This window comes from Streptomyces sp. NPDC104831 (assembly GCF_055583025.1).
On record NZ_JBVJOT010000055.1, the window covers coordinates 14691 to 34218 of the forward strand.

Below are 19528 nucleotides of genomic sequence, written 5' to 3' on the forward strand. Positions count from 1 at the left end.
TCGTTGGGTGGTGGGGGGAAAGGGGGGACAGTCCGGGGGGGGGGGTGCCCCCTGCGGAGGGGAGGGGGCAAGGGTGGTGGGGCCCCCCCGGGTGTGCCCGGCCCGTTTCTACCAGATGGCCTCGACCCACTCGGGGTGGTCGATGAACGGGTTCCGGTTCTTCTGGTAGGTGTCGTAGATGACCTGGTTGCGGCGCTCCTCGAAGGCGTCCGGCGGGTCCTCGTCGTTCCACTGCTTGAGGACGGACAGCCGGCCCATGTAGGGGTTGCTGCCGTTGCTGACGCCGTCGTTGCCCTCCAGGTCGGCCCAGCCGTCGCCGCCCTCGTAGCGGACGATCATGTAGAAGATCATGCGTGCCACGTCGCCCTTGACGGCGTCGCGCGGCTCGAAGGAGTTGGAGTCGGTGAGGCTGCCACCGGAGTTGGTGAAGCTGCTGCCGCCGTTGTCGAAGTCCTTGTTGCCGCGGACGCCGTTGACCTGGACGTCCTCCGGGCGGATGTGGTGCAGGTCGGTGCCCGGACCGGTGGAGGTCGTCAGGTCGCCGTGCGAGATGGCCCACACGTGCTCGCGGTTCCAGTCGCCGGCGTCCCCGCCGTTGAGCGTCTTGCTGCGGGAGATGCCCGAGTACAGCAGCTTGACGTTGTTGCTGTTGGCCGGGTCCTGGTCGGTGACCTTCAGTGCCTCCCAGAGCGCCGAGTAGGACAGCTTGTTCTGGCTGCTGATGATGGTGTGCAGCGAGGACTTGAGGCTGGTGCCCGTCTTGCCCACGGCGTTCTTGTAGTACGTCGAGTCGTACGCCGTCGTGGTCGCCGCGGCGGGGGTGGCGGTGAGGGCGGGGCTGGTGAGGCCGACCAGGACGGCGGCCGTGGCGAAGGCCACTGACTTCCAGCGGCGGGTGTGTGTCGCCGGCATGTGGGATCCCCTCTACGCGGGTTGAACGGAGGCGGCACCCGGGAGAATGGCATGGACATGCAGTCGAATGGGTGACGGGTGAGTGTCGGTTGGATGACGGGAAGGGACGACTCACGCTTTGCGCGGGGCGGGATCGACGGGCGGGAACCCGCAGGGGCCGGCGTCCCGGTGCCACCCGGGCGACCTCACCGGAAGCACCCCGGGCGCGAGGACGGCGACGGAGCCGAAGACCTTTTGCGGGCTGCCGTCACGGCTGCGGTGCGGGCTGTATCACCGGTGGCGGCCGGGACGGTACCGGTCGAGAACCGGCTTGAGCCCTTCCTCCATCGCCGATCGGACCACGCCGACGGGTCCCCGCCAGCTCCTGCCCGCGTCGAAGAGCACGAAGTGCGGGGCCCAGCCGGCGTCGAAGTACACGGCACCCTTCAACGCGAGGCCGGCCGGAGGCTCGCTGTCGGGATAGGGCGGCAGCACGGGAGACGGCCGGGTGCACGCCCCCTGCCGCGGTCGCGCTGCGTCTTGCCGGAGCGGTGCCGCCTGGGCCCGGAACCTCTCGTACTCCTCGCGACCGGGCACGAGGAGAACGAGCCGTTCCGCGGGCAGCAGCCGGGTCGCCTCCCTGAACTCCCACAGCAGCCCGGGGCCCGGCCCCACCGCCATCACCACGAGCCGCGCTCGCTCCATCAGGTCCCGGACCGTCTCCTGCCAGTCGTCGACCGGCAGGTACAACCGCAGGGCACCGACCAGCGGAAGCCGCTCCCCGGGCCGGCCCACGGCGACCATCGGTGCCACCGTCTTCAGTGCCTGCCCCAGTTGCTCCTCCTCGGTCCGCGTGGACAGGCCCAGGTCCGACAGCACCGCGCCCGGCCCGGGGGCCGGACGCTCGTTCTCCTCCAGGGCCGTACGCCGGACGTCGTCCTCGAAGGACCTCAAATAGAGCGTGAACGAGTTCCCGCGGAGTTCTCCCGGGGACCGGATGACCTCCGCGAGGTGCTGCCGTCCGAGCACGGCGAGACGACGCGCGCCGGACAACAGGGTCTGGGCGGACACCGCGACGAGGGGAACGAGGAGGCCGACGTCCCACCAGGGCACCGGTGAGTCCTCCCCCCAGAGCGTTTGGACCGAGTTGAACGCCATGATGGGCAGGAAGAGCCCCAGCCGGCTGAAACCCCGTCCGCTCGAAGGGCGCCGCAGCACCATGGCGCACACGGCGCGCACGGCGCCGAGCACCACGGACCCGCCCACGATCACGGCGGCGGCCACGACCGTCGTGAACCACCAGGGGTCGTGCGGGGGGTACGCGCCGACGGCCAGCCCGGGCCAGAGCCTGACCTCCTGCCAGTGGTTGAACGCGGCCAGGGCCAGCCAGAACCCCGCGAGACCCATCGGCCAAGCGGTGGCCACGAGGAGCACACCCGTGGCGCGGGACTGCCGGGGTACGGCGATCCGCAAGTCCCCGGCTCCCCACTCGCCCGCCGCCGTCCCGCACGACACCGCGCGGCGTCCTTGCCGGTTCTTCCTCATCGCCTCGCCCCCGTCGGAAACGGCTGCCCGTCGGCTCCCGCGGGCTGCCGGCCGCTCCGGTGCCATGGTGCCGGAACGGCAGGGCGTACGCACTCTCCTTCGGGAACACACCGGGCTCCGAGGACGCCGGCCGGCGGGTCGGGCGCGGCGGCCGCGGCCGGGGCACGTCAGTAGCCGGGGTACAGGCCCAGGAAGGCGGCGACGGCCAGGGTGACGACAACGCCTTCGACGCCGAGTCCGAAGAGGAGGAGGACCACGGCGAGAGCGGCGTCCCCGGCCGTGCTGGACCGCGACGCACAGACCGTCACGAAGTGCGGCCTGTCCGGGTGGTAGGCGACCTGCACGGTCGGGGCACTGCTCCTGGCGTACACGCTGCGGCTCACGCCCTGAAGGTCCGTGTACACGTAGGTCCCGAACCTGCCGCCCAGGATGTGTGTGTCGCCGGCTCTCCCCGCCTCGACGGTGATGCCGTTCCGGGGCAGGTACCACTTGCGGTACACGGTGTCCGCCCCCATGGCGCCGAACGCGACGATCCCCGCGCCGAAGGGGCCGACCAGCAGGATCTCGAACGCGACGGTCCACTGGCCGTGCATCCCGACGGCGAGTGCGAGGGCGAAGAAGAAGAGACCGACGGCCAGTGTCCAGATCCTGCGCCTGCGCTTTCGCTGCTCCTCGCGCGGCTCGGTCAAGGCGCGGGCGGTGACCAGGGCCGAGCCGTCGGCCATCTCGGCCCCCGGGGCGCGCAGGGGCAGAGCCGCGTTGACGGCGTCGGCGAAGACGGTTACCGCGGCCTCGCTGACGTCGTCGACGCGGTGCACGGCAGGCACCGTTCCGGCCGGGGCGATCAGCTCGACGGCGACCGCGCGCCCCTCCGGGCGGACGTGTCCGATCGCGGGGAGGGGGATCCGCAGTTCCTCGGTCGTCCGGCGCAACACCAGTGCGTCGTCGTCGAATCGGAGCAAGGTGCCGCCGGAACTGCGCAGGACTGGTATGGGCGATGTGATCGGCATGTGCGTGATCGTAGGGGCTGGTCGGGGATGACCGGGAGAACCAGGAAAGCCGGCGGCCCGGCCGTCGGCCGCCGCGTCCGGCACCCGACCGTCGCGCCGCCCCCGCCGTGGGGCGGGGGCGGCCGAAGCAGGTCGCGCCAGGAGGTCAGGGCAGTGGGCGGTGCATGATGTGCAGCCCGACGTAGCCCTCCTCCGGGTGCCGGAAGCCCTCCGGCAGTGTGCCGAGGATCTCGAAGCCGAGCGAGCGGTAGAGGCGCACCGCACGGACGTTGGTCTCGACCACCGCGTTGAACTGCATGCCCCGGTAGCCGGCCGCCCGGGCCCACTCCAGGGAGTACTCGCAGAGCGTCCGGCCCACCCCGCGCCCGGAGTGCGCCGGGTCGACCATGTAGCTGGCGCTCGCGGTGTGCGAGCCGTTCCCCAGGTGATTGGCGTGCATCTTCGCGGTGCCCAGTACCGTGCCGGCCTCGTCGACCGCCACCACCGTGCGGCCCGGCGCGGACAGCAGCCACCAGTCGCGGCCCTGCTCCGGACCGAGGTCGAGCGGGTAGGTGAAGGTTTCGCCCGCGGCGACGATCCGGTGGAAGAACGGCCAGATGGCGGGCCAGTCCTCCGCGGTGGCCTCCCTGATCACCATGAGCGCGCAGGGCTCGTCGGGACCGTCCGGCCGCCACCTTCCCGGCGGACCGGCACAGGAGCGGGTCACCGGAGGCCGTGGAGGGCCCGGCCGAGCGCCTCCACGTCCTCGAGCGTGTTGTAGTGGTGCACCGAGAGCCGCACCGCGGTGTCGACGCCCCGGGCCGACAGGTAGAGCGGGGTGTGGTCGCCGGCGATCTTCCAGGCATTGATGCCGTGGGCCGCCAGTCCGTCTTGGACACGCTCGGCCGGCAGGCTGCCGTGCCGGAAGGAGAGGATGCCCGACTGCTCCGTCCCCGGGCTCAGCGGCTCGGCACCGGGCAGTCCGCGGACGCAGGCGTGCAGCGCCTCGACGACGTCCTTCGAGGGGAACGCCCGTCCCTCCCGGGCCAGTTCGAGGTGGTGGCCGAGCGCGGCGTGCAGCCCGAGCACCACGGCCGTGCTGCGCTCGCCCAGCTCCAGGGTGCGGGCGCTCTCCTCGTGCACCGTGACGGCGGTCGGCGAGCTGACCCGGGCCACGTGCAGGTCGGTGAAGTCGGGCAGCAGCGCGGCCCGCAACCGCGGTGTGGTGTAGGCGAAGCCGCTGCCACGCGGCCCGCAGAGGAACTTCCGCCCGGCCCCGGTGAGCAGGTCGCAGCCGATCGCGTCCACGTCCAGCGGCAGTTGCCCGACGGCCTGGCAGGCGTCCACCGCGTACCACGCGCGGTACGGGGCGAGGAGCCGGCCGATCTCGGCGACCGGGTTGACGATCCCGCAGCCGGAGGGCACGTGGGTGACCGAGACCAGGGCGACCCGGTCGGAGATGTTGGCCGCCATCCAGTCCAGGTCGAGGTCCCCGTCGGGGCGCAGCGGGATGGTCTCGATCGCGCAGCCGGTTCGGTCGCGCAGGCCGAAGTACCCGATCAGGCTGCCCGCGTACTCGTACGGGGTGACCCAGATCAGGTCGTCGGGGCCGAGGTCGAGCCGGGAGACCACCCGCCACCAGGCGCGGGTGGCGCTGTCGAAGACCGCGAGGTCGCGGGCCTCGGCGCCGACGACCCGGCCGAGCCGCCGGTAGACGTCGTGCTGGAGGATCTCGTCGTGGTGCAGTTCGGTCTCGTAGCCGCCGGTGGCCGCCTCCCGGGCCAGGCAGTCGGCCATCGCGGTGGAGACCGCTTCGGGCATCAGGCCGGCCCCGGCCGTGTTGAGGTGGATCAGGTGTCCGGTCATGGGTGGCGCCCTCTCAGTAGTCGGTGCCGAAGGCCGTGGCGGAGGGGTCGGCGAGATCGGCCAGGGCGCGCAGGGCCATGGCGGGGTGCTCGGCCAGGCGGTGCAGCAGGTGGAGCCACCAGCTCTGACCGTAGGTCGTGTAGACCCGGCAGGGGTAACCGGCCTCCCGGTAGTGCCGGAGCAGCGCGGGGCGGACCCCGTGCAGCATCTCGATCTCCTCGGCCCCGGCCAGCAGCCCGCGCTGTTCGGCGGCGGCCAGCAGCTCGGCGTGCTGGGTCGCCAGGGTGAGCCGGGCGTCCTCGCCGAGGGCGTACTCGGCGAACTGGAGGTAACGCTCGTCGAGTTCGGGGCCGCGGCCGAGAGCGGTCCCCGGGGCCTCCGCGTAGACGCCCTTGACCAGCCGGATCCTGCGGCCGAGCGCGACCAGGCCGGGCAGGTCCCGTTCGGTGCGGTGCAGGTGGGCCTGGACGGTGATGCCGACGTTGTGGTGGGCGGTGGCCAGCTCGGCGAAGACCGAGACGATCTGGTCCACCAGCTCCGAGCGCTCCATCGAGAGCACCACCTCGCTGCCGTGCGCGGCCGCCGCGGTGAGGATCCGTGAGGTGTTCCGCACGGCCAGGTCGCGGGAGACCAGCAGGCCGACGTTGGAGAGGTCGAAGCCGAGCTGGAGCGGTCCGGCGTCGGCGGCGAGCAGGTCCAGGTACGCCCGGACCACCTGCTCGATCTCGGCCTCGTCCCGGATCTCCTCGCCGACGTACTCGGCCGACACGCGGTAGCCGCGGGCCCGGAGCAGGTCGAGCCGGGGGAGCAGCCCGGCCAGGTCGTCGGCGACCAGGTAGCGCCGGGCCGCCGGGTAGGCGATCTGGCGCAGCAGCGAGCCGGGCTCGGCGAAGGCGCGCCGGCAGCGCTCGTCGGCGGCCAGCAGCCGCAGGCCGAGGCCCGCGTCCCGGTCGGGCGTGGTGGCGGTGTCGCCGGCGGGTGTCGCGGTGGTGACGGGTGCCTCGGTCATCAGGGCCTCACGGTGGTCGGTTCGGACTGCCGGGGAACGGTGACGGTGACCTGCCCGGCGGCGAGCATCATCGACTGGGCGAAGGTGCGATCCGCGGTGGTCGGGTCACCGCCGTTGCGGCGCCAGGCGCGGTACTTGGCCGCGTAGCTGATCACCGTCTCCTTGCCGCGCCGGGAGCGCGGGCGGCTGAGCACTCCCGCCCACATGCCGTCCCAGCCGGCGTACGCCGGGTCGTCCAGCAGCAGCCGGTGGGCCCGGTGCAGGTTCCAGAAGGGGATGCCCGCGTTGAGGTGGTGGACCAGGTGGAAGCGGTCGCCGTGCCGGCTGAGCAGGAAGGTCTCCAGGGCCCGGCCGTGCCGGTTGCGGGTCAGCAGCACCCGGGTGGACTCGCTCTCCGGCAGCGGGTAGTGCTCGGCCAGTTCGGAGAGCCAGCCGATCGCGATGTTGCTGGTCAGCAGGGGGAAGAACCAGAACAGCAGCAGCTCGGGCAGCACTCCGAGCCAGCCGCAGAGGCCGAGCACGGCGGCCCACTGGAGCAGGAACAGCCGCTGCTCGGTACGGAGCGGCACCGGCACCGAGACCGTCAGGTCCGACTCCCGGGCCCGGACCCGGTCCCGGACCAGGTAGCGCAGGTAGTCCACGGTGCGCAGCCCCAGCAGCGAGAGCAGCACCTCGCGGACCAGGAAGCCGCGGTCGCTGCGGTCCGGGTCGTAGAGCCCGCACTCGAGGTGGAAGCGGTAGTCCGGGTCGGCGTCCGCCTCGCCGAGGTGGCGGTGGTGCCGGCCGACGTGCGAGCTGCGGTACGGGCCGTAGAGCTGGCCGACCAGGTAGCCGGAGAGGGCGGTGCCGGCCACCAGGTTGAGGATCCTGTTCCGGGCCAGACTCTTGTGGGCCGACTCGTGCAGGAAGTGGGCGAGGAAGCGCTGCGTCGAGCCGATCAGGACCACCGCGACGGGGTAGGCCCAGTAGGAGCCCGCGACGCAGGCGGTGACGCAGAGCGCGACCAGGCCGTACTCGAAGGCGATCGCCAGGAGCGCGTGGTAGTTGTCCAGTCGGGTCAGGGACTTGAGGCCCCGTCTGATCGGCGGTGCCAGCCGGTCGAAGTCGAGGTCGTCGAGGTTCGGGCGGCCGGGACCGGAGCGGTGGTCCGTCCGCCCGGTCGAGGATCGTCCTGAGGGCATGTCGTGTTCCTCTGCGTGGAGGTGTCGGTGGGGACGCCCGGGGACGGGCGGGCGGTCACGGGGCGAGACCGAAGACCGAGGTGTAGAGGGCGAGTTCGGCCTCCAGGCAGCTGCGCACGGTGTCGGCGAGCCGGAAGCCGTGCCCCTCGGTCTCGAAGGTGAGGTAGCTGTGCGGCACCGCGGAGTCCCCGAGCAGCGCGAGCAGCCGCTCGGCCTGGGCCGGCGGGCAGACGGTGTCCCGCAGGCCCTGGAGCAGGACGAACGGGGCGCGGATCCGGCCGGCCCCCGCCACCGGCGAGCGCTCGGCGTAGCGGGCACGCTGCCGCGGCCAGGCGCCGATCAGGCTCTCCAGGTACCGCGACTCGAAGTCGTGGGTGCCCCGGGTGCGCCATTGCTCGGCGTCCAGCACGGGGTAGTAGATGCCGGCCGCCCGGTACAGGCCGGGCTCGGCCGCCAGCGAGGCGGTGGCCGTCCAGCCGCCGGCGCTGCCGCCGCGGATCGCCAGCCGGTCCGGATCGGCCAGGCCCTCGGCGGCCAGGGCGCGGGCCACCGTGGCGCAGTCGCGCACGTCCACCACGCCCCAGGACTCCCGCAGCCGTTCCCGGTACGCCCGGCCGAAGCCGGTGGAGCCGCCGTACTGGACGTCGACCACACCGAAGCCCCGGCTGGTGAAGTAGCTGATCTCCTGGTTCAGCACGAGGTGGCTGCGGCTGGTCGGCCCGCCGTGGGCGAGGACCAGGTAGGGCGGCAGCTCACCGTCCGGCCCGGTGTGCTCCGGGTGGTACGGGGGGTAGACGTGGGCGTGCACCGGCTCGCCGTCCGGCCCGGTGAAGGTGCGCCGGCAGGGCGTGGTGGCGTACTCCGGGTGGGCGGCGGACGGCTCGCGGAGGATCTCGGTGCCGCCGTCGGCCGGGTCGATCAGCACCACGGTGCGGCCCTGCCGCGGACCGGCCGCGACGGCCGCGATGCGGCGGCCGTCGGTGGCCGGGAAGAACCACTCGGTGTACGGGGTCTCCAGGTCGTCGAGCCGCCCGTCCGGGGAGAGCAGGCCGAGCCGGCGGCCGCTGGTGCCGTGCACCACCGCGAGCCGGCCGTCCAGCAGCGGCAGGCACCAGCGCAGGCCGATCCGCCACAGTGCCTCGCCGAACTCCTCGGACCGGGCGCACAGGTTGCGCCGCCCTCCGTCCGGTCCGAACTCGTGTACGTTCCACCAGCCGTCCGGGTCGGTGACGGCGTAGAGGGCGCCGGAGCCGGTGGCCGCCCAGTCGGTCTGGGTGACCGACTCGCCGTCCCCGCCGGCCGCCCGGACCGGTTCGGCCAGGCTGCCGTCCGGTTCGATCGCGGCCACCATCAGCTCGGTGGTGTCCCACGGCATCGCCGGGTGGTTCCAGCCGAGCCAGGCGACCCGGCGGCCGCCCGGCTCGATCCGCGGGCCGGAGAGGAAGTCGTGACCGCCCGCCAGGACCCGGACGGCCGCGGGGTCGCCGGCGGCCCGGCCGTCCAGCGGGAGCGCGACCAGGTGCCGGACCACCGAGGTGCCCTCGGCGTCGGCGACGGTCTCCCGCAGGCACCAGACCTCCTCGCCGCGGACGGCGAAGTCGGCGTAGCGCAGCTCGGCGGCCCAGGCCCCGACGGGGCTCAGCGGCACCGGGTCCGCGCCCGGGCGCCAGCGGTAGACCCGCTGGTCGTCCCAGTGGGTGAAGACGATGCCGTCCTCGGCCCGGCCGGACAGCGCCAGCCAGGGGCGGCCGCCGTACTCGATCACCCGGCTGCGGACGTCCCAGCCGGGCGGCAGGGCGGGGGCCGGGCCGTCGGCGGCGCGACGGGTCAGGACACTGCGCCCGCCCTCCTGCGGACGGGCCTCCGTCCACCACACCTCCTCGCCGACGAAGCCGGTCCATTCGAGCAGGGCCTCGCCCCGCGCGACCTCCGCCGCCTGCACCGGGGAGTTCCAGGTGCCGTACGGCAGCGGCTCGGTGACGTGCTGCATGGTGCGCTGACTCCTCGTGGGTTCGGTGCGGTGACGGCGCCGGGAGGCGTCAGTACCGGATGCCGGGGATGCCGGGGCGGGAGCTGTCGAGGTGGTAGCCGGGTGCCGGCGGGTCGTCGCAGAGCCAGAAGTGCCCGTCGAGGTCGGTCCAGTCGCACAGGCCGGCCAGCTGCGCCGCGTAGGCGATCGACCGGGGCGGCTCCAGGAAGCAGCCGAGCATCCGGGCCGTGCCCTGGGCGGCGAGGTGGTGCAACGCGTCCAGGCCGGGCAGCAGGCCGCCGAAGCGCATCAGCTTGATGTTGGCGCCGTCGGCGGTGAGCGCGGCGCGCTCCACGGCGGCCCGGCCGTCGATGCCCTCGTCCAGCAGGACGGTGGTGCCGGGCAGGGCGGCGCGCACCTCCGGAAGCAGCGCGTCGTCGCTCACCGGGTCCTCCAGGACGGTGGGCGCGACCCGCTGCACCAGCGGGCGCACCTCCTCCCACTCGGCGCGCCCCCAGCCGCGGTTGACGTCCAGCACCACCGGGCCGTCCACGCCGACCAGGCCGCGGAGCACCTCCTGGTCCCGGGGGCCGCCGAGCTTGATCTTCACCGGCCGGGCGGCCGGGATCTGCTCGCCGATCGGGACGGTGTGCATCAGCCGGACCGGGCCGGGCTCGGGCAGGCCGAGCAGCCGCCAGACCGGCAGCCCGACGGTCCGGGCGGCCCGGTCCAGGAAGGCCATCTCGACCAGCATCCGGGCCGGGGCGCTGAACGCCGAGGCCGCGCCGGCCAGCAGCTCGCCGAGCCGGTCGGGCGTCTCGGTGCCGCGCGTCCGAGTCAACTCGCCGGCCAGCAGCCGGGCTTCTGCGGCGATGGCCGGTCCGTCCTGGCCGTAGCCGAGGTCGGCGGCGATCTCCCCCTCGCCGCGGACCTGGCCGCAGGAGCCGATCAGCCGGAGCCGGACCCGGTCGACGGTGGCGATGGTCATGTGCGAGATCCGGAACGGCCGGTCGAGCCGATGGGGGATCACCGCCACGTCGGCCTGGAGGCCGGCCCGGACGGTGGTGCCGGTGGTGTCGGTAGTGCCGGTAGGGGTGCCGGTCATGCCCCGGCCTCCTCGAGGGACTCCGCGCCGGTGTGCGCCTCGGTGACGAAGCGGACCGAGGCGGCCAGCTCCCGGGCCAGCCGTTCGGCCTCGGCCGGGCTCTCCGCGCCGACCACGACCGCGCCCACCCGGTCCTGGCCGGAGCGGAACGGGGCGATCACGTCCCCCGGCCGTACGGTCAGTTCGGCGTAGAGCAGGCCGGGGTGCGCCAGCACCTCGTCCCAGCCCTCGACCGCGACCAGCCGCCCGGGCGCGGGCGTCAGGAAGCGGCTGGCCGCCGCCCTGGAGGTGGCGGCCGGCAGCTCGGCCGGGCGGCCGAGCGCGTCGTCCAGGACGAGGCCGAAGAGCTCCAGGCCGGGGAAGACGTAGGGCAGCATGGTGTGGATCCAGCCGCCGCCGACCCGGCCGTGCACCTCGCCGAGGACCACGCCCCGCGCGGTGAGCCAGCACTCGACGTGGAAGGCGCCGAACCGCAGGCCGAGCGCCGTCAGCGCGGCACGGACCTGCTGGTCGATCGCGGCCCGGTCCGCCTCCGGCAGGGGAGCGGGCAGGACGTGGGCGACCTCGACGAAGAACGGCGGCGGGAGTTTCTCCTTCGCGGTCACCGCCAGTACGGTGGGCTCCGCGCCGAGGAACAGTCCCTCCACGCTGAACTCCGGGCCGTCCACGAACTCCTCGACCAGGAACGGGTCCTGGCCCGGCAGCAGTCCGATCGCGGCCGCGAGGCCGTCCGGGCCGTCCACGCGGCTGACGCCCTGGCTGCCCATCGCGTCCCGGGGCTTGACCACCCAGGGGCCGGTGCTCTCCCCGAGGAAGGCCCGGGCGTCGGACTCGTCGGCGCACAGCCGCACGGCCGGCTGCGGGAAGCCGGCCGCGGCCAGCGCGGCCCGGCAGGCGTCCTTGGTGCGGATCCGGCGGACCGCCTCCGGCGGGTTGCCGGGGGCGCCGAGTTCGGCGGCGACCTCGGCCGCCGCCACCTGGGCCATCTCGCGGACCGCGAGGGCCACGTCGAAGCGCTCGCCCTCCTCGCGCCGGACGGCCGCCCACTTGGCGCTGCCCGCCGCGTCCTCGAAGTCGACCGCGCTCGCCGCGTCGGCGGCCTCGGCCACCTCGGGGGTGGCGGCGACGGTGGCCTCCTGGTTGGTGACGTGGGTGCGCAGACCGCGGGCCCGGGCCTGGGCCAGGGCCTGCACGGCCACGTCGACGCTGAGCGGGTTCGGCGCGGCGCCGCCGACCAGGAGCAGCTGCGGCGGAGTGCCTTCGGTGGTGGTGGTCATGCTGGAGAACTCCCGCGTTGTGGTGAGGGGTTGCCGTGGATCAGCGCAGTCGGAAGACCCGGTCCTTGATCCGCCGGATGTGGAGGTAGTCGCGCTCCACCTGCGCGGCGGAGTCGCCCGCCATGAAGATCCGCAGGCTGCTGGTGTAGAGGTCGACGGTCGGCCGGATCCGGCCGCCCTCCTTGATCTTCACGTTGAGGCCCCGGACGGTCTCCAGGCCCTCGATCTCGGCCAGCACGTCCTGGTCGAGGCTGTCCACCACGCCGTCGAGTTCGGTCGGTGTGGTGTAGAGCCACGCCTCCCGCCGCTTGCGGAAGTGCCGGCCCGCGTACCGCTCCAGGAACTCCTCCGGGCGGACGGCGGCCAGCGCGGTCAGGTCGGCCTGGTTCGCCCCGAGGCACTCGTCGTGGTAAGCGGGGTTCATTCCGCCGGCCAGCCGGGCGCCGACCTCGACCAGGGCCGGGCCGTCGGGGGTGATGACGACCTCGGCGTGGGTCGGTCCGAAGACGATGCCGAGCGCCCGCAAGGCGGTGTCCATGTAGGCGATCAGCTCGGCCACCCGCGGGTCCTGGTGGTCCAGGACCAGCTCGTGGTCGTAGATGTTGTGGGTGCCGATCAGCTTCTTGCGGTACTGCCAGACCCCGCAGGTGTAGCGCCGGCCCTGGCAGGAGACCGTGTCGACCACGTACTCCTCGCCCACCAGGTAGGACTGGACGAGGACCTCGCGGTTCGGCTCGTCGAAGACGGTGCGGGTGGCGAGGACGGTCTCGGCCGCCTTGCGGACCTCGGCCGCGTCCCGGCAGATCGCCACGCCGTCGGCGGCCGCCGAGGTCAGCGGCTTCACCACCACGGGGTACCGGCCGCGCCGCTCGGCCCACTCGGCCAGCTCTTCGGGGCTGTCGCTTTTGAACTGCTCGGCGCAGCGGACCCCGGCCCGCCGCAGCGCCTCGATCATCTCGTACTTGTCCCGGCGGGCGGCCGATTGCGCGGTGCCGTTGGTGGGCAGCCCGAGCAATTCGGAGAGCCGGTCGGTCAGCGGCACCCCGGGCTCCTGACCGGCCACCACGGCGACCGGCCGGTAGCGGGCCAGTTGCCGGGCGGTCTCCTCGGGGGACTCGCAGACCAGGTTCGCCAGGTAGGCGCTGAGGTCCGGGGCGAGCATCGTGGTCATCAACTCGGCGGTGCTCTGCACGTGGACGACGTCCGCGCCCTTGCGGGCGAAGGCCGGCGGCAGGTAGTTGCCGGTGGTGTAGCCGTCGACGAGCACCACGACCGGGCGGTGGCCCTGTTCGGTCGGCTCCTGGGCGGTCATGCGGGCTCCTCGCTGATCAGTGGGGTGTGGTGGCGGGGCGCGGGCCGGGGCCTACTCGACCTTGGTCATGGTCAGGTGGATCCGGGTGGTGCTGCCGGCGTTGTAGGCGGAGTGGTGCAGCTTGGTGTTGAGCAGGTGCACCCGGCCGTCGGTCGGCACGTGGTAGGTGTGGCCGGTGCGGAACAGCAGCCGGCTGTCCTCGTTGCTGGTGATCGCGACGTGCGCCACGCGGGAGGCGTCGGTGTGCATGTGGTAGATCTCGCCCGGGTGCAGCGGCACCAGGCGCATCCGGCCGATCTGGAACGGCAGGCTCTGGTACAGGTGGTAGAAGTAGGTGTCCTTCACCTCCTCGTTGAAGAAGGAGAACTCCGACTCCTCGAAGTGCTTCTCACCGGTCCGCTGGTCGAACTGGCCGGTGCCGGCGTCGTGCCAGGGGTCGGCCGCGTCGGCGCGGTGGGTCAGGCCGAGGCGGCGCAGCCGGTGCTCCGGGTTCTCCGGGTCGGTGACCGGCACCCGGTCCACCACCTGCTGGTAGGCCTTCAGGATTTCCCGGTGGTCGAAGTGCAGGCCGGGGACGAGCTCCAGCATGTCCTGGCCGAGCGACTGCGGATCGGTCGTGGTGGTCATCTTCTGGTCACGCCATTTCGGTGGTCGGGGCCGCCTCGGCGGCCTTGCGCAGGGAGTGGGCGATGAGCGGCCGGCAGCTCGTGCCGACGGCCAGGAAACCGAGGCCGAGGGCGAGGAAGCCGGGTGGTCCCCAGGTCAGCGCGAGCGCGCCGATCACGGCGGGGGCCAGCGCCTCGGCGACGCCCGCGCCGAGGCCGAAGACCCCGGAGTACTCGCCCTGGGCGTGCGGGGCGGCGAGACCGAAGGAGTACTCCATGGAGGCCGCGGCGTGCCAGAGTTCGCCGAAGGTGTAGACGGCGACCGCGGCCAGCAGCAGGGTCACCGCGGCCCAGGGGGAGCGGCCGCTCGCGGCGGCCATCATGACCAGCCCGGCCAGGACGGCGGCTCCGGCGTACCGCATCCGGGTGCCCGCCGCCTCGGTGTCGTCCACCCCGCGGCTGACCCGCACCTGAAGGCCGATCACCAGCACCGTGTTGAGCAGCAGCGCGCCGGAGACCATCCAGCGCGGGGCCTCGGTGTGGTCGACGATCCACAGCGGCAGCAGGAAGGTCGGCACCGCGTAGTGCAGCGACATCAGCGAGTTGAGCACCGTCGCGGTCAGGTAGGGGCGGTCCCGCAGCGCCTCCCAGCGGCGGGTGCCGCGGGGCACCGGCACCGGGGCCGGCCGGGGCAGCCGGAGCAGCGCGAGCGCGCTGCCCGCGAAGGCCAGCGCCCGGCCGCCGACCAGGCACAGGTAGGCAGGGGAGGAGTCGAGTTGGATGCCGATACCGGCGATCAGCGCGCCGAGGGCGATGGCCAGGTTGGTCGAGGAGCGCAGATAGGCCCGGAAGACCGTCGGGTTCTCACCGCCGAAGCTGCGGACCAGCGGCGCCTGGCTGGACTTGGTGGCGGCGAAGACCACGCCGAGCAGGACCGAGACCAGCAGGTACGGCCAGAAGGTGCGGACCACCAGGTAGCAGGCCACGGCGGCGGCCCCGATCAGCAGCACCGCGATCTGGGTCTCCCGGGCGCCCCAGCGGTCGGCGATCCGCCCGGCGGCCAGTCCGGCCGCCAGCCCGGCCATCGCCCCGCAGAACAGCCCGGTGGCCACCTGTGCCATCGGCAGTCCGACGATGCGGGTGAAGTAGAGCACGCTGCTGGTCATGAACATCCCGGCGCCCAGGGAGTTCACGAAACTCCCGGCCGCCAGCGCGCGCTGCTCGGCGGTCTCCGGCAGCAGCCGGGCGAGCGGGCCCCGCTGCCGCCGCTCCTCGACGGCCCGGGCGCTCCCGGTCAGTCCCACAGGGCGTCCCGGTGGTCCAGGTCCGGCCAGGTCTCGCGCTGCCAGGCGCGCAGTTCGCGCAGCGAGCCGCCGTACGGGGCGATCACCGTGCGCTCGGCGAACCACGCGCGCAGCTCCGCCAGCCGTTCCTGCAGTTCCTCCTCCGAGTCGGCGGCGACCAGCACCTGGCCGAGCTTCTGGTTGGTGGAGCCCAGGCCGTCGGCGAACTGGCCTCCGAAGGGGAACTCCACCCGGGCGAACTCCACACCGGGCTGTGCCCGCAGTTCGGCCGGCGAGGGGCAGCTGATCAGGGTGCCCGGACGGCCCGGCAGATAGGTCCCGCCGATGATCTCCGGCCGCTCCACGACGTTCAGTTCGGGCCGGCGGCCGAGCGCGGCGAACAGCTGCGCGGCGCCCAGGTGGACGTTGAACTTGGCCTGGAGCTCCTCGTGGATCAGCGCCCCGCCGCGCCGGGAGGCGCACTCGCCGAAGGCCAGCCCGTGCTCCGGGTGGTGGAACAGCTCCATGTGGAAGGCGCCGTCGCGCAGGCCGAGCGCCTCGATCGCGCGCCGGACGAACGGGTCGCCGAGTTCGTAGGCCCAGGCTTCGGACTTCGGGTCGAAGCGGCGCAGCCGCAGCGGCAGCCCCTGGTCGACCACGGTCAGGCACGGGTCGCCGTAGGTGCCGAGCGCGTGGAAGACGACCTCGCCCTCGAACACCACGCCGTCCGCCACCCACTCGTCGCCCTCGACGAACTCCTCCAGCACGAAGGTGCGTTGGGCGGTCCTCTCCTTGCGGTACCGGCTGCTGCGCTGCTCCAGGTCGGCCAGGCTGGTGACGACCGAGGTGCGGGCGGTGGCGGCCCCGGCGATCGGCTTGAGCACCGCCCGCCGGTAGGGCAGCTCGGTGATGGCCGAGACGTCGTGGATGTCGTCGATCACCGTGACCCGGGCGGTGCGCAGTCCGGCCGCGGCGATCCGGCGCTTCTGCAGCGACTTGTCACGGAAGTGCGCGGCGGTGACGGGGTCGATGCCGCGGCAGCCGAGGTGCTCGGCGACCATGCCGGCCGTCACCATGGCCCACTCGTCCGAGGTGAGCACCGCGTCGAACTCCCAGTCGGCCAGTCCGGCCCGGTGCAGGGCCGTCAGGACGGCCTCGACACTGCTCTGGTCGTCGACCCGGAGCACCGTGAACTGCTCGGGGACCGGGACGATGCCGTAGTCGTAGGCGGTGGAGCCCCAGATCACCACGGCGTCGACGCCGTTGCGCACGCAGGCCTGCATCACGTACTTGTCGGTGCCCAACAGCAGAACCGTTGGCCGTCGTTCGGTGTCCATACGGGTGGCTAACCTCTCCTCGGGTGCTTGCGGGGGGTGCGTCGTCACGCCTCGTCGGGGGTCTCGGCCAGCCGGTAGACCGCGTCCTTCAGGGTCTGGATGGTCCGGTGGTCGGCCCGCAGCGACTCGGCGTCGGGGCCGGTCATGAAGATCCGCAGCGGGCTGGTCAGCAGGTCCGTGGTGGGGCGCAGCCGCTTGCCCGGGGCGAGCTTGACGCCGACCAGGTGGACCGTCTCCAGCGCGGCGATCCTGTCGACCACCGCCTGGTCGACCGCGACGACCTCACCGTCCAGCTCGGTCCGGGTGTTGTGCACCACGGCCTCGCGGCGCTTGGTGTAGACCCGGCCGGCGTAGCGGTCCAGGAACTCCTGCGGGCGGGTGTACGCGAGCGCGGTCAGGTGGGCCTGGTTGGTGCCCAGGCAGGCGTCGTGGAAGCCCGGGTTCATGTTGCCGTTCAGCCGGGCGCCGATCTCGACCAGGGCCGGCCCCTGCGGGGTCAGCATCACCTCGGCGTGGGCCGGGCCGTGCTCGATGCCCAGCGCCCGCAGCACGTCCAGCACGTAGGCGATCAGCTCCGGAACCGGCTCGGCCCCCGGGTCCAGCAGCACGTCCCGGTCGTAGATCCTCCGGCCGGAGGGCAGCTCGGTCTTCTCGTACTCCCAGACCCCGCAGACGTAGTGCTCGCCGCCGACCCCGACGGTGTCCACGATGTACTCGGTGCCCGCCAGGAAGGACTGGACCAGCGCCTCGGTGTTGCGGCTGCCGAAGATGTCGGTCGCGGCCAGCACCCTGCGGGCCGCGGACGCGACCTCCTCGGTGGTGCGGCAGACGTAGACATGGTCGGTGGAGGCCGAGCTGAGCGGTTTGACGACGGCCGGGAAGCCGCCCTCGGCGGCCGCCCAGGCGGCCAGCTCCCCGGGATCGGAGCCCTTCGCCTGCCGGGCACAGCGCAGCCCGGCCGCCCGCAGGGTCTCGATCATCCGGTACTTGTCGCGGCGCGCGGCGGAGAGCGCGGAGCCGTTGCCCGCGAGCCCGAGCAGCTCACCGAGCCGGTCCGCGAGCGGCACCCCGGGCTCCTGGCCGGCCAGCACCGCGACGGGGTCCAGCGCGGCGAGCGCGGCCACCGTGTCCGGCAGCCCGTCCTCACCGGAGAGCACGTACCGGTCCCGGTAGGCGGCCGGGTCCGGCTGGAGCATCGTCAGCATCGGCTCGGGAGTGCTCTGCACGTGCACCACCTCGACCCCGAGGGCCGCGAAGGCCGGCGGGAGGAAGGCGCCCGTGGAGTAACCATCCACGATCACGGCGGTGTCGGGCCGGTGGACCGCGGTCATGGGTCCCCTCGCTCTCGTTCGTCGGGTGGGGCGGCACCGGCAACGCTCCCAGCGCAGCCCACCCCGCACATGGGGGGAGCGCACCCAGATTCCGTCCGGACCGGTGTGCGGAATCTGGGAGCCGGCTCCCCATGTGCCCGGCCCGGCCCCCGGGCCAGAGTGGGCGCCGCCACCCGACCATCACGTTCGAACGTGCCCCCGCGGCACGGATGGAGACCCCGCATGCGCGCCTACCTGTCGCCGGCCACCGTCGTGCAGCCACTGGTCCACCGCTGGTACGCGGTACCGTTCGTGGCCGCGCCCCACACCGGCGCGCTCAACCTCGTCAAGCGCCACCTGCCGGCCCTGCGCCGCTACCTGGAGAGCCCCGAGCAGCACGCCCGGGCGCTGGCCGACCCGAACATGTTCGGCGCCCCGTTCATCGACCCCGGCCCGGGCGGCCCGCAGGGCGTCGCCGACCTGCTGGAGCGCACCCTGGCCGAGGGCGAGGCCCGGATCCGGATGGCCGAGGACATCGACACCATGCGCGCCACACTGACCAAGAACGGCGACGGCCGCGCGCTCGCCCCGCTCTACCAGGACCTCCCGCCCGCCCTGCGCGGGGTCACCGAGCTGGTCTACGACACGGCCAACAACGCCTCCCTGCGGTTCTTCGAGAGCCTGCTCTACCGCACCCCGGCGACCGAACCGCACGCGCAGACCGTCTCCCTGCTGGAACGTCACGACCAGGCGCAGCCCTTCATCTACAGTTCGCCGATCCTGCCCGCGCCCGGCCGCACCGACCTGGAGGTGCCGTTCGCCTCCGAGCTGCTGGACGAGCTGTTCGCCGCCCGGCTGGAGCCGGTGGACGTGGAGGAGCTGGCGGAGAAGTTCGGCCTGGACGAGGAGGCCCGGGTGGGCTTCCGCCGCCTGTTCACCGAGCGGGAGCCCCGGCGCTACGTGCCCAACCGGACCGGCGAGGTGCGGATGCAGTACTTCGGCCACGCCTCGGTGCTGCTGGACTTCGGCGGCTTCACGGTGATGACCGATCCGACCGTCGGCTACGACGGGGACGGCTTCGAGGGCCACTACACCATCGCCGACCTGCCGGAGACCATCGATGTCGTGGTGCTCAGCCACGGCCACTCCGACCACTTCTCCCTGGAGACCCTGCTCCAGCTCCGGAGGCGGATCGGCACCATCGTGGTGCCGCAGTCCTCCGGCGGCAGCCTGGCCGACATCGGCCTGCGCTCGATGCTGGAGCACTTCGGCTTCCGCAACGTGGTCGAACTCGCCGACATGCAGAGCCTGCAGGCCGGCCCGGCCACCATCACCGCGCTGCCCTTCCTCGGCGAGCACGGCGAGCTCGACATCCGCGCCAAGATGGTGCCGATGGTCCGGCTCGGCGGCCGCGGCTTCCTGTTCGCCACCGACACCTCTCCGATCGACCCGGCCCTCTACGACCTGGTGGCCGAGGAGATCGGCTCGGTGGACGCCCTGTTCATCGGCCTGGAGTGCGTCGGCGCCCCGCTGACCTGGCTCTACGGCCCGCTGTTGGACACCCCGATCTCCCGCGAGCACAGCCTGGAGCGCGGCCTGAAGGGCTCCTTCGCCGGACCCGCCGACCAGCTCGCCGAGCGGCTCGGCGCCGAGCAGATCTTCGTCTACGCGCTGGGGATCGAGCCCTGGCTCAAGCACCTGACGGGCTGCTGGTTCGACCCGGAGGCCGAGCAGCTGCGCCAGGAGGTCGTCCTGCGCGACCTGGCCGGGCAGCGCGGCGTCCGCTCCGAGCTGCTCTACCTCACCGCCGAGCGCTCCTGGCCGGCCGCCCTCCAGGACTGACCGGCGG

General features: G+C 73.2%; 16 protein-coding genes. 1 reads left to right on the forward strand and 15 read right to left on the reverse strand.

Annotation, left to right across the window (positions count from 1 at the left end):
- Window positions 1-108: 108 nt before the first annotated feature.
- The 15 genes from ACZ63H_RS30465 to ACZ63H_RS30535 form a co-directional block, all read right to left on the reverse strand.
- Window positions 109-912: an endonuclease I family protein gene (locus ACZ63H_RS30465; RefSeq protein WP_469870570.1), complete on the reverse strand. Its 804-nt coding sequence runs from the start codon at window positions 910-912 to the stop codon at window positions 109-111.
- A gap of 270 nt (window positions 913-1182) precedes the next feature.
- On the reverse strand, window positions 1183-2364 hold the full coding sequence (locus ACZ63H_RS30470) for a hypothetical protein (protein ID WP_469870572.1): 1182 nt from the start codon (window positions 2362-2364) through the stop codon (window positions 1183-1185).
- 239 nt (window positions 2365-2603) lie between these two features.
- Complete coding sequence (locus ACZ63H_RS30475; protein ID WP_469870574.1) at window positions 2604-3446, reverse strand: hypothetical protein; 843 nt, start codon at window positions 3444-3446, stop codon at window positions 2604-2606.
- A gap of 145 nt (window positions 3447-3591) precedes the next feature.
- A complete protein-coding gene (locus ACZ63H_RS30480; protein ID WP_469870576.1) occupies window positions 3592-4083 on the reverse strand; it encodes a GNAT family N-acetyltransferase in 492 nt (163 codons plus the stop codon).
- Between the two features lie 65 nt (window positions 4084-4148).
- Window positions 4149-5291 carry an aminotransferase class V-fold PLP-dependent enzyme gene (locus tag ACZ63H_RS30485; RefSeq protein ID WP_469870578.1) on the reverse strand — a complete coding sequence of 381 codons (1143 nt, stop codon included), beginning with the start codon at window positions 5289-5291 and terminating at the stop codon, window positions 4149-4151.
- Between the two features lie 13 nt (window positions 5292-5304).
- The gene (locus ACZ63H_RS30490) at window positions 5305-6300 is read right to left on the reverse strand and encodes a proline dehydrogenase family protein (RefSeq protein ID WP_469870580.1); all 996 of its coding nucleotides are present in this window, start codon (window positions 6298-6300) and stop codon (window positions 5305-5307) included.
- The gene (locus ACZ63H_RS30495; protein ID WP_469870582.1) at window positions 6300-7481 is read right to left on the reverse strand and encodes a fatty acid desaturase; all 1182 of its coding nucleotides are present in this window, start codon (window positions 7479-7481) and stop codon (window positions 6300-6302) included. Before ACZ63H_RS30495 ends, ACZ63H_RS30490 begins: the two co-directional genes overlap by 1 nt.
- A gap of 55 nt (window positions 7482-7536) precedes the next feature.
- Complete coding sequence (locus tag ACZ63H_RS30500) at window positions 7537-9471, reverse strand: alpha/beta hydrolase family protein (RefSeq protein WP_469870584.1); 1935 nt, start codon at window positions 9469-9471, stop codon at window positions 7537-7539.
- Window positions 9472-9520: 49 nt separating this feature from the next.
- On the reverse strand, window positions 9521-10555 hold the full coding sequence (locus ACZ63H_RS30505; protein WP_469870586.1) for an enolase C-terminal domain-like protein: 1035 nt from the start codon (window positions 10553-10555) through the stop codon (window positions 9521-9523).
- On the reverse strand, window positions 10552-11832 hold the full coding sequence (locus ACZ63H_RS30510) for an ATP-grasp domain-containing protein (protein ID WP_469870588.1): 1281 nt from the start codon (window positions 11830-11832) through the stop codon (window positions 10552-10554). The genes ACZ63H_RS30505 and ACZ63H_RS30510 overlap by 4 nt, the downstream gene beginning before the upstream one ends.
- Before the next feature lie 40 nt (window positions 11833-11872).
- The gene (locus ACZ63H_RS30515) at window positions 11873-13144 is read right to left on the reverse strand and encodes an ATP-grasp domain-containing protein (protein WP_469870590.1); all 1272 of its coding nucleotides are present in this window, start codon (window positions 13142-13144) and stop codon (window positions 11873-11875) included.
- Between the two features lie 51 nt (window positions 13145-13195).
- The gene (locus ACZ63H_RS30520; protein ID WP_469870592.1) at window positions 13196-13771 is read right to left on the reverse strand and encodes a hypothetical protein; all 576 of its coding nucleotides are present in this window, start codon (window positions 13769-13771) and stop codon (window positions 13196-13198) included.
- Between the two features lie 7 nt (window positions 13772-13778).
- Entirely contained in the window at window positions 13779-15053 is a 1275-nt protein-coding gene (locus tag ACZ63H_RS30525) for an MFS transporter (RefSeq protein ID WP_469870594.1), read from the reverse strand.
- Window positions 15044-16336 (reverse strand): hypothetical protein, encoded by a 1293-nt coding sequence (locus tag ACZ63H_RS30530; RefSeq protein WP_469870596.1) that lies wholly within the window; start codon window positions 16334-16336, stop codon window positions 15044-15046. Before ACZ63H_RS30530 ends, ACZ63H_RS30525 begins: the two co-directional genes overlap by 10 nt.
- Window positions 16337-16413: 77 nt before the next feature.
- On the reverse strand, window positions 16414-17700 hold the full coding sequence (locus tag ACZ63H_RS30535; RefSeq protein ID WP_469870598.1) for an ATP-grasp domain-containing protein: 1287 nt from the start codon (window positions 17698-17700) through the stop codon (window positions 16414-16416).
- 222 nt (window positions 17701-17922) lie between these two features.
- On the opposite strand from ACZ63H_RS30535, the gene ACZ63H_RS30540 reads away from it, so the two are divergent.
- Window positions 17923-19521 (forward strand): MBL fold metallo-hydrolase, encoded by a 1599-nt coding sequence (locus ACZ63H_RS30540; protein WP_469870600.1) that lies wholly within the window; start codon window positions 17923-17925, stop codon window positions 19519-19521.
- Window positions 19522-19528 lie beyond the last annotated feature (7 nt).

Coding starts and splice junctions, on each gene's coding strand:
- ACZ63H_RS30510 (WP_469870588.1), bottom strand. CDS start 11,832: ATGACCACCACCACCGAAGGCACTCCGCCGCAGCTGCTCCTGGTCGGC.
- ACZ63H_RS30465 (WP_469870570.1), bottom strand. CDS start 912: ATGCCGGCGACACACACCCGCCGCTGGAAGTCAGTGGCCTTCGCCACG.
- ACZ63H_RS30520 (WP_469870592.1), bottom strand. CDS start 13,771: ATGACCACCACGACCGATCCGCAGTCGCTCGGCCAGGACATGCTGGAG.
- ACZ63H_RS30480 (WP_469870576.1), bottom strand. CDS start 4,083: ATGGTGATCAGGGAGGCCACCGCGGAGGACTGGCCCGCCATCTGGCCG.
- ACZ63H_RS30500 (WP_469870584.1), bottom strand. CDS start 9,471: ATGCAGCACGTCACCGAGCCGCTGCCGTACGGCACCTGGAACTCCCCG.
- ACZ63H_RS30475 (WP_469870574.1), bottom strand. CDS start 3,446: ATGCCGATCACATCGCCCATACCAGTCCTGCGCAGTTCCGGCGGCACC.
- ACZ63H_RS30535 (WP_469870598.1), bottom strand. CDS start 17,700: ATGACCGCGGTCCACCGGCCCGACACCGCCGTGATCGTGGATGGTTAC.
- ACZ63H_RS30540 (WP_469870600.1), top strand. CDS start 17,923: ATGCGCGCCTACCTGTCGCCGGCCACCGTCGTGCAGCCACTGGTCCAC.
- ACZ63H_RS30490 (WP_469870580.1), bottom strand. CDS start 6,300: ATGACCGAGGCACCCGTCACCACCGCGACACCCGCCGGCGACACCGCC.
- ACZ63H_RS30515 (WP_469870590.1), bottom strand. CDS start 13,144: ATGACCGCCCAGGAGCCGACCGAACAGGGCCACCGCCCGGTCGTGGTG.
- ACZ63H_RS30495 (WP_469870582.1), bottom strand. CDS start 7,481: ATGCCCTCAGGACGATCCTCGACCGGGCGGACGGACCACCGCTCCGGT.
- ACZ63H_RS30485 (WP_469870578.1), bottom strand. CDS start 5,291: ATGACCGGACACCTGATCCACCTCAACACGGCCGGGGCCGGCCTGATG.
- ACZ63H_RS30505 (WP_469870586.1), bottom strand. CDS start 10,555: ATGACCGGCACCCCTACCGGCACTACCGACACCACCGGCACCACCGTC.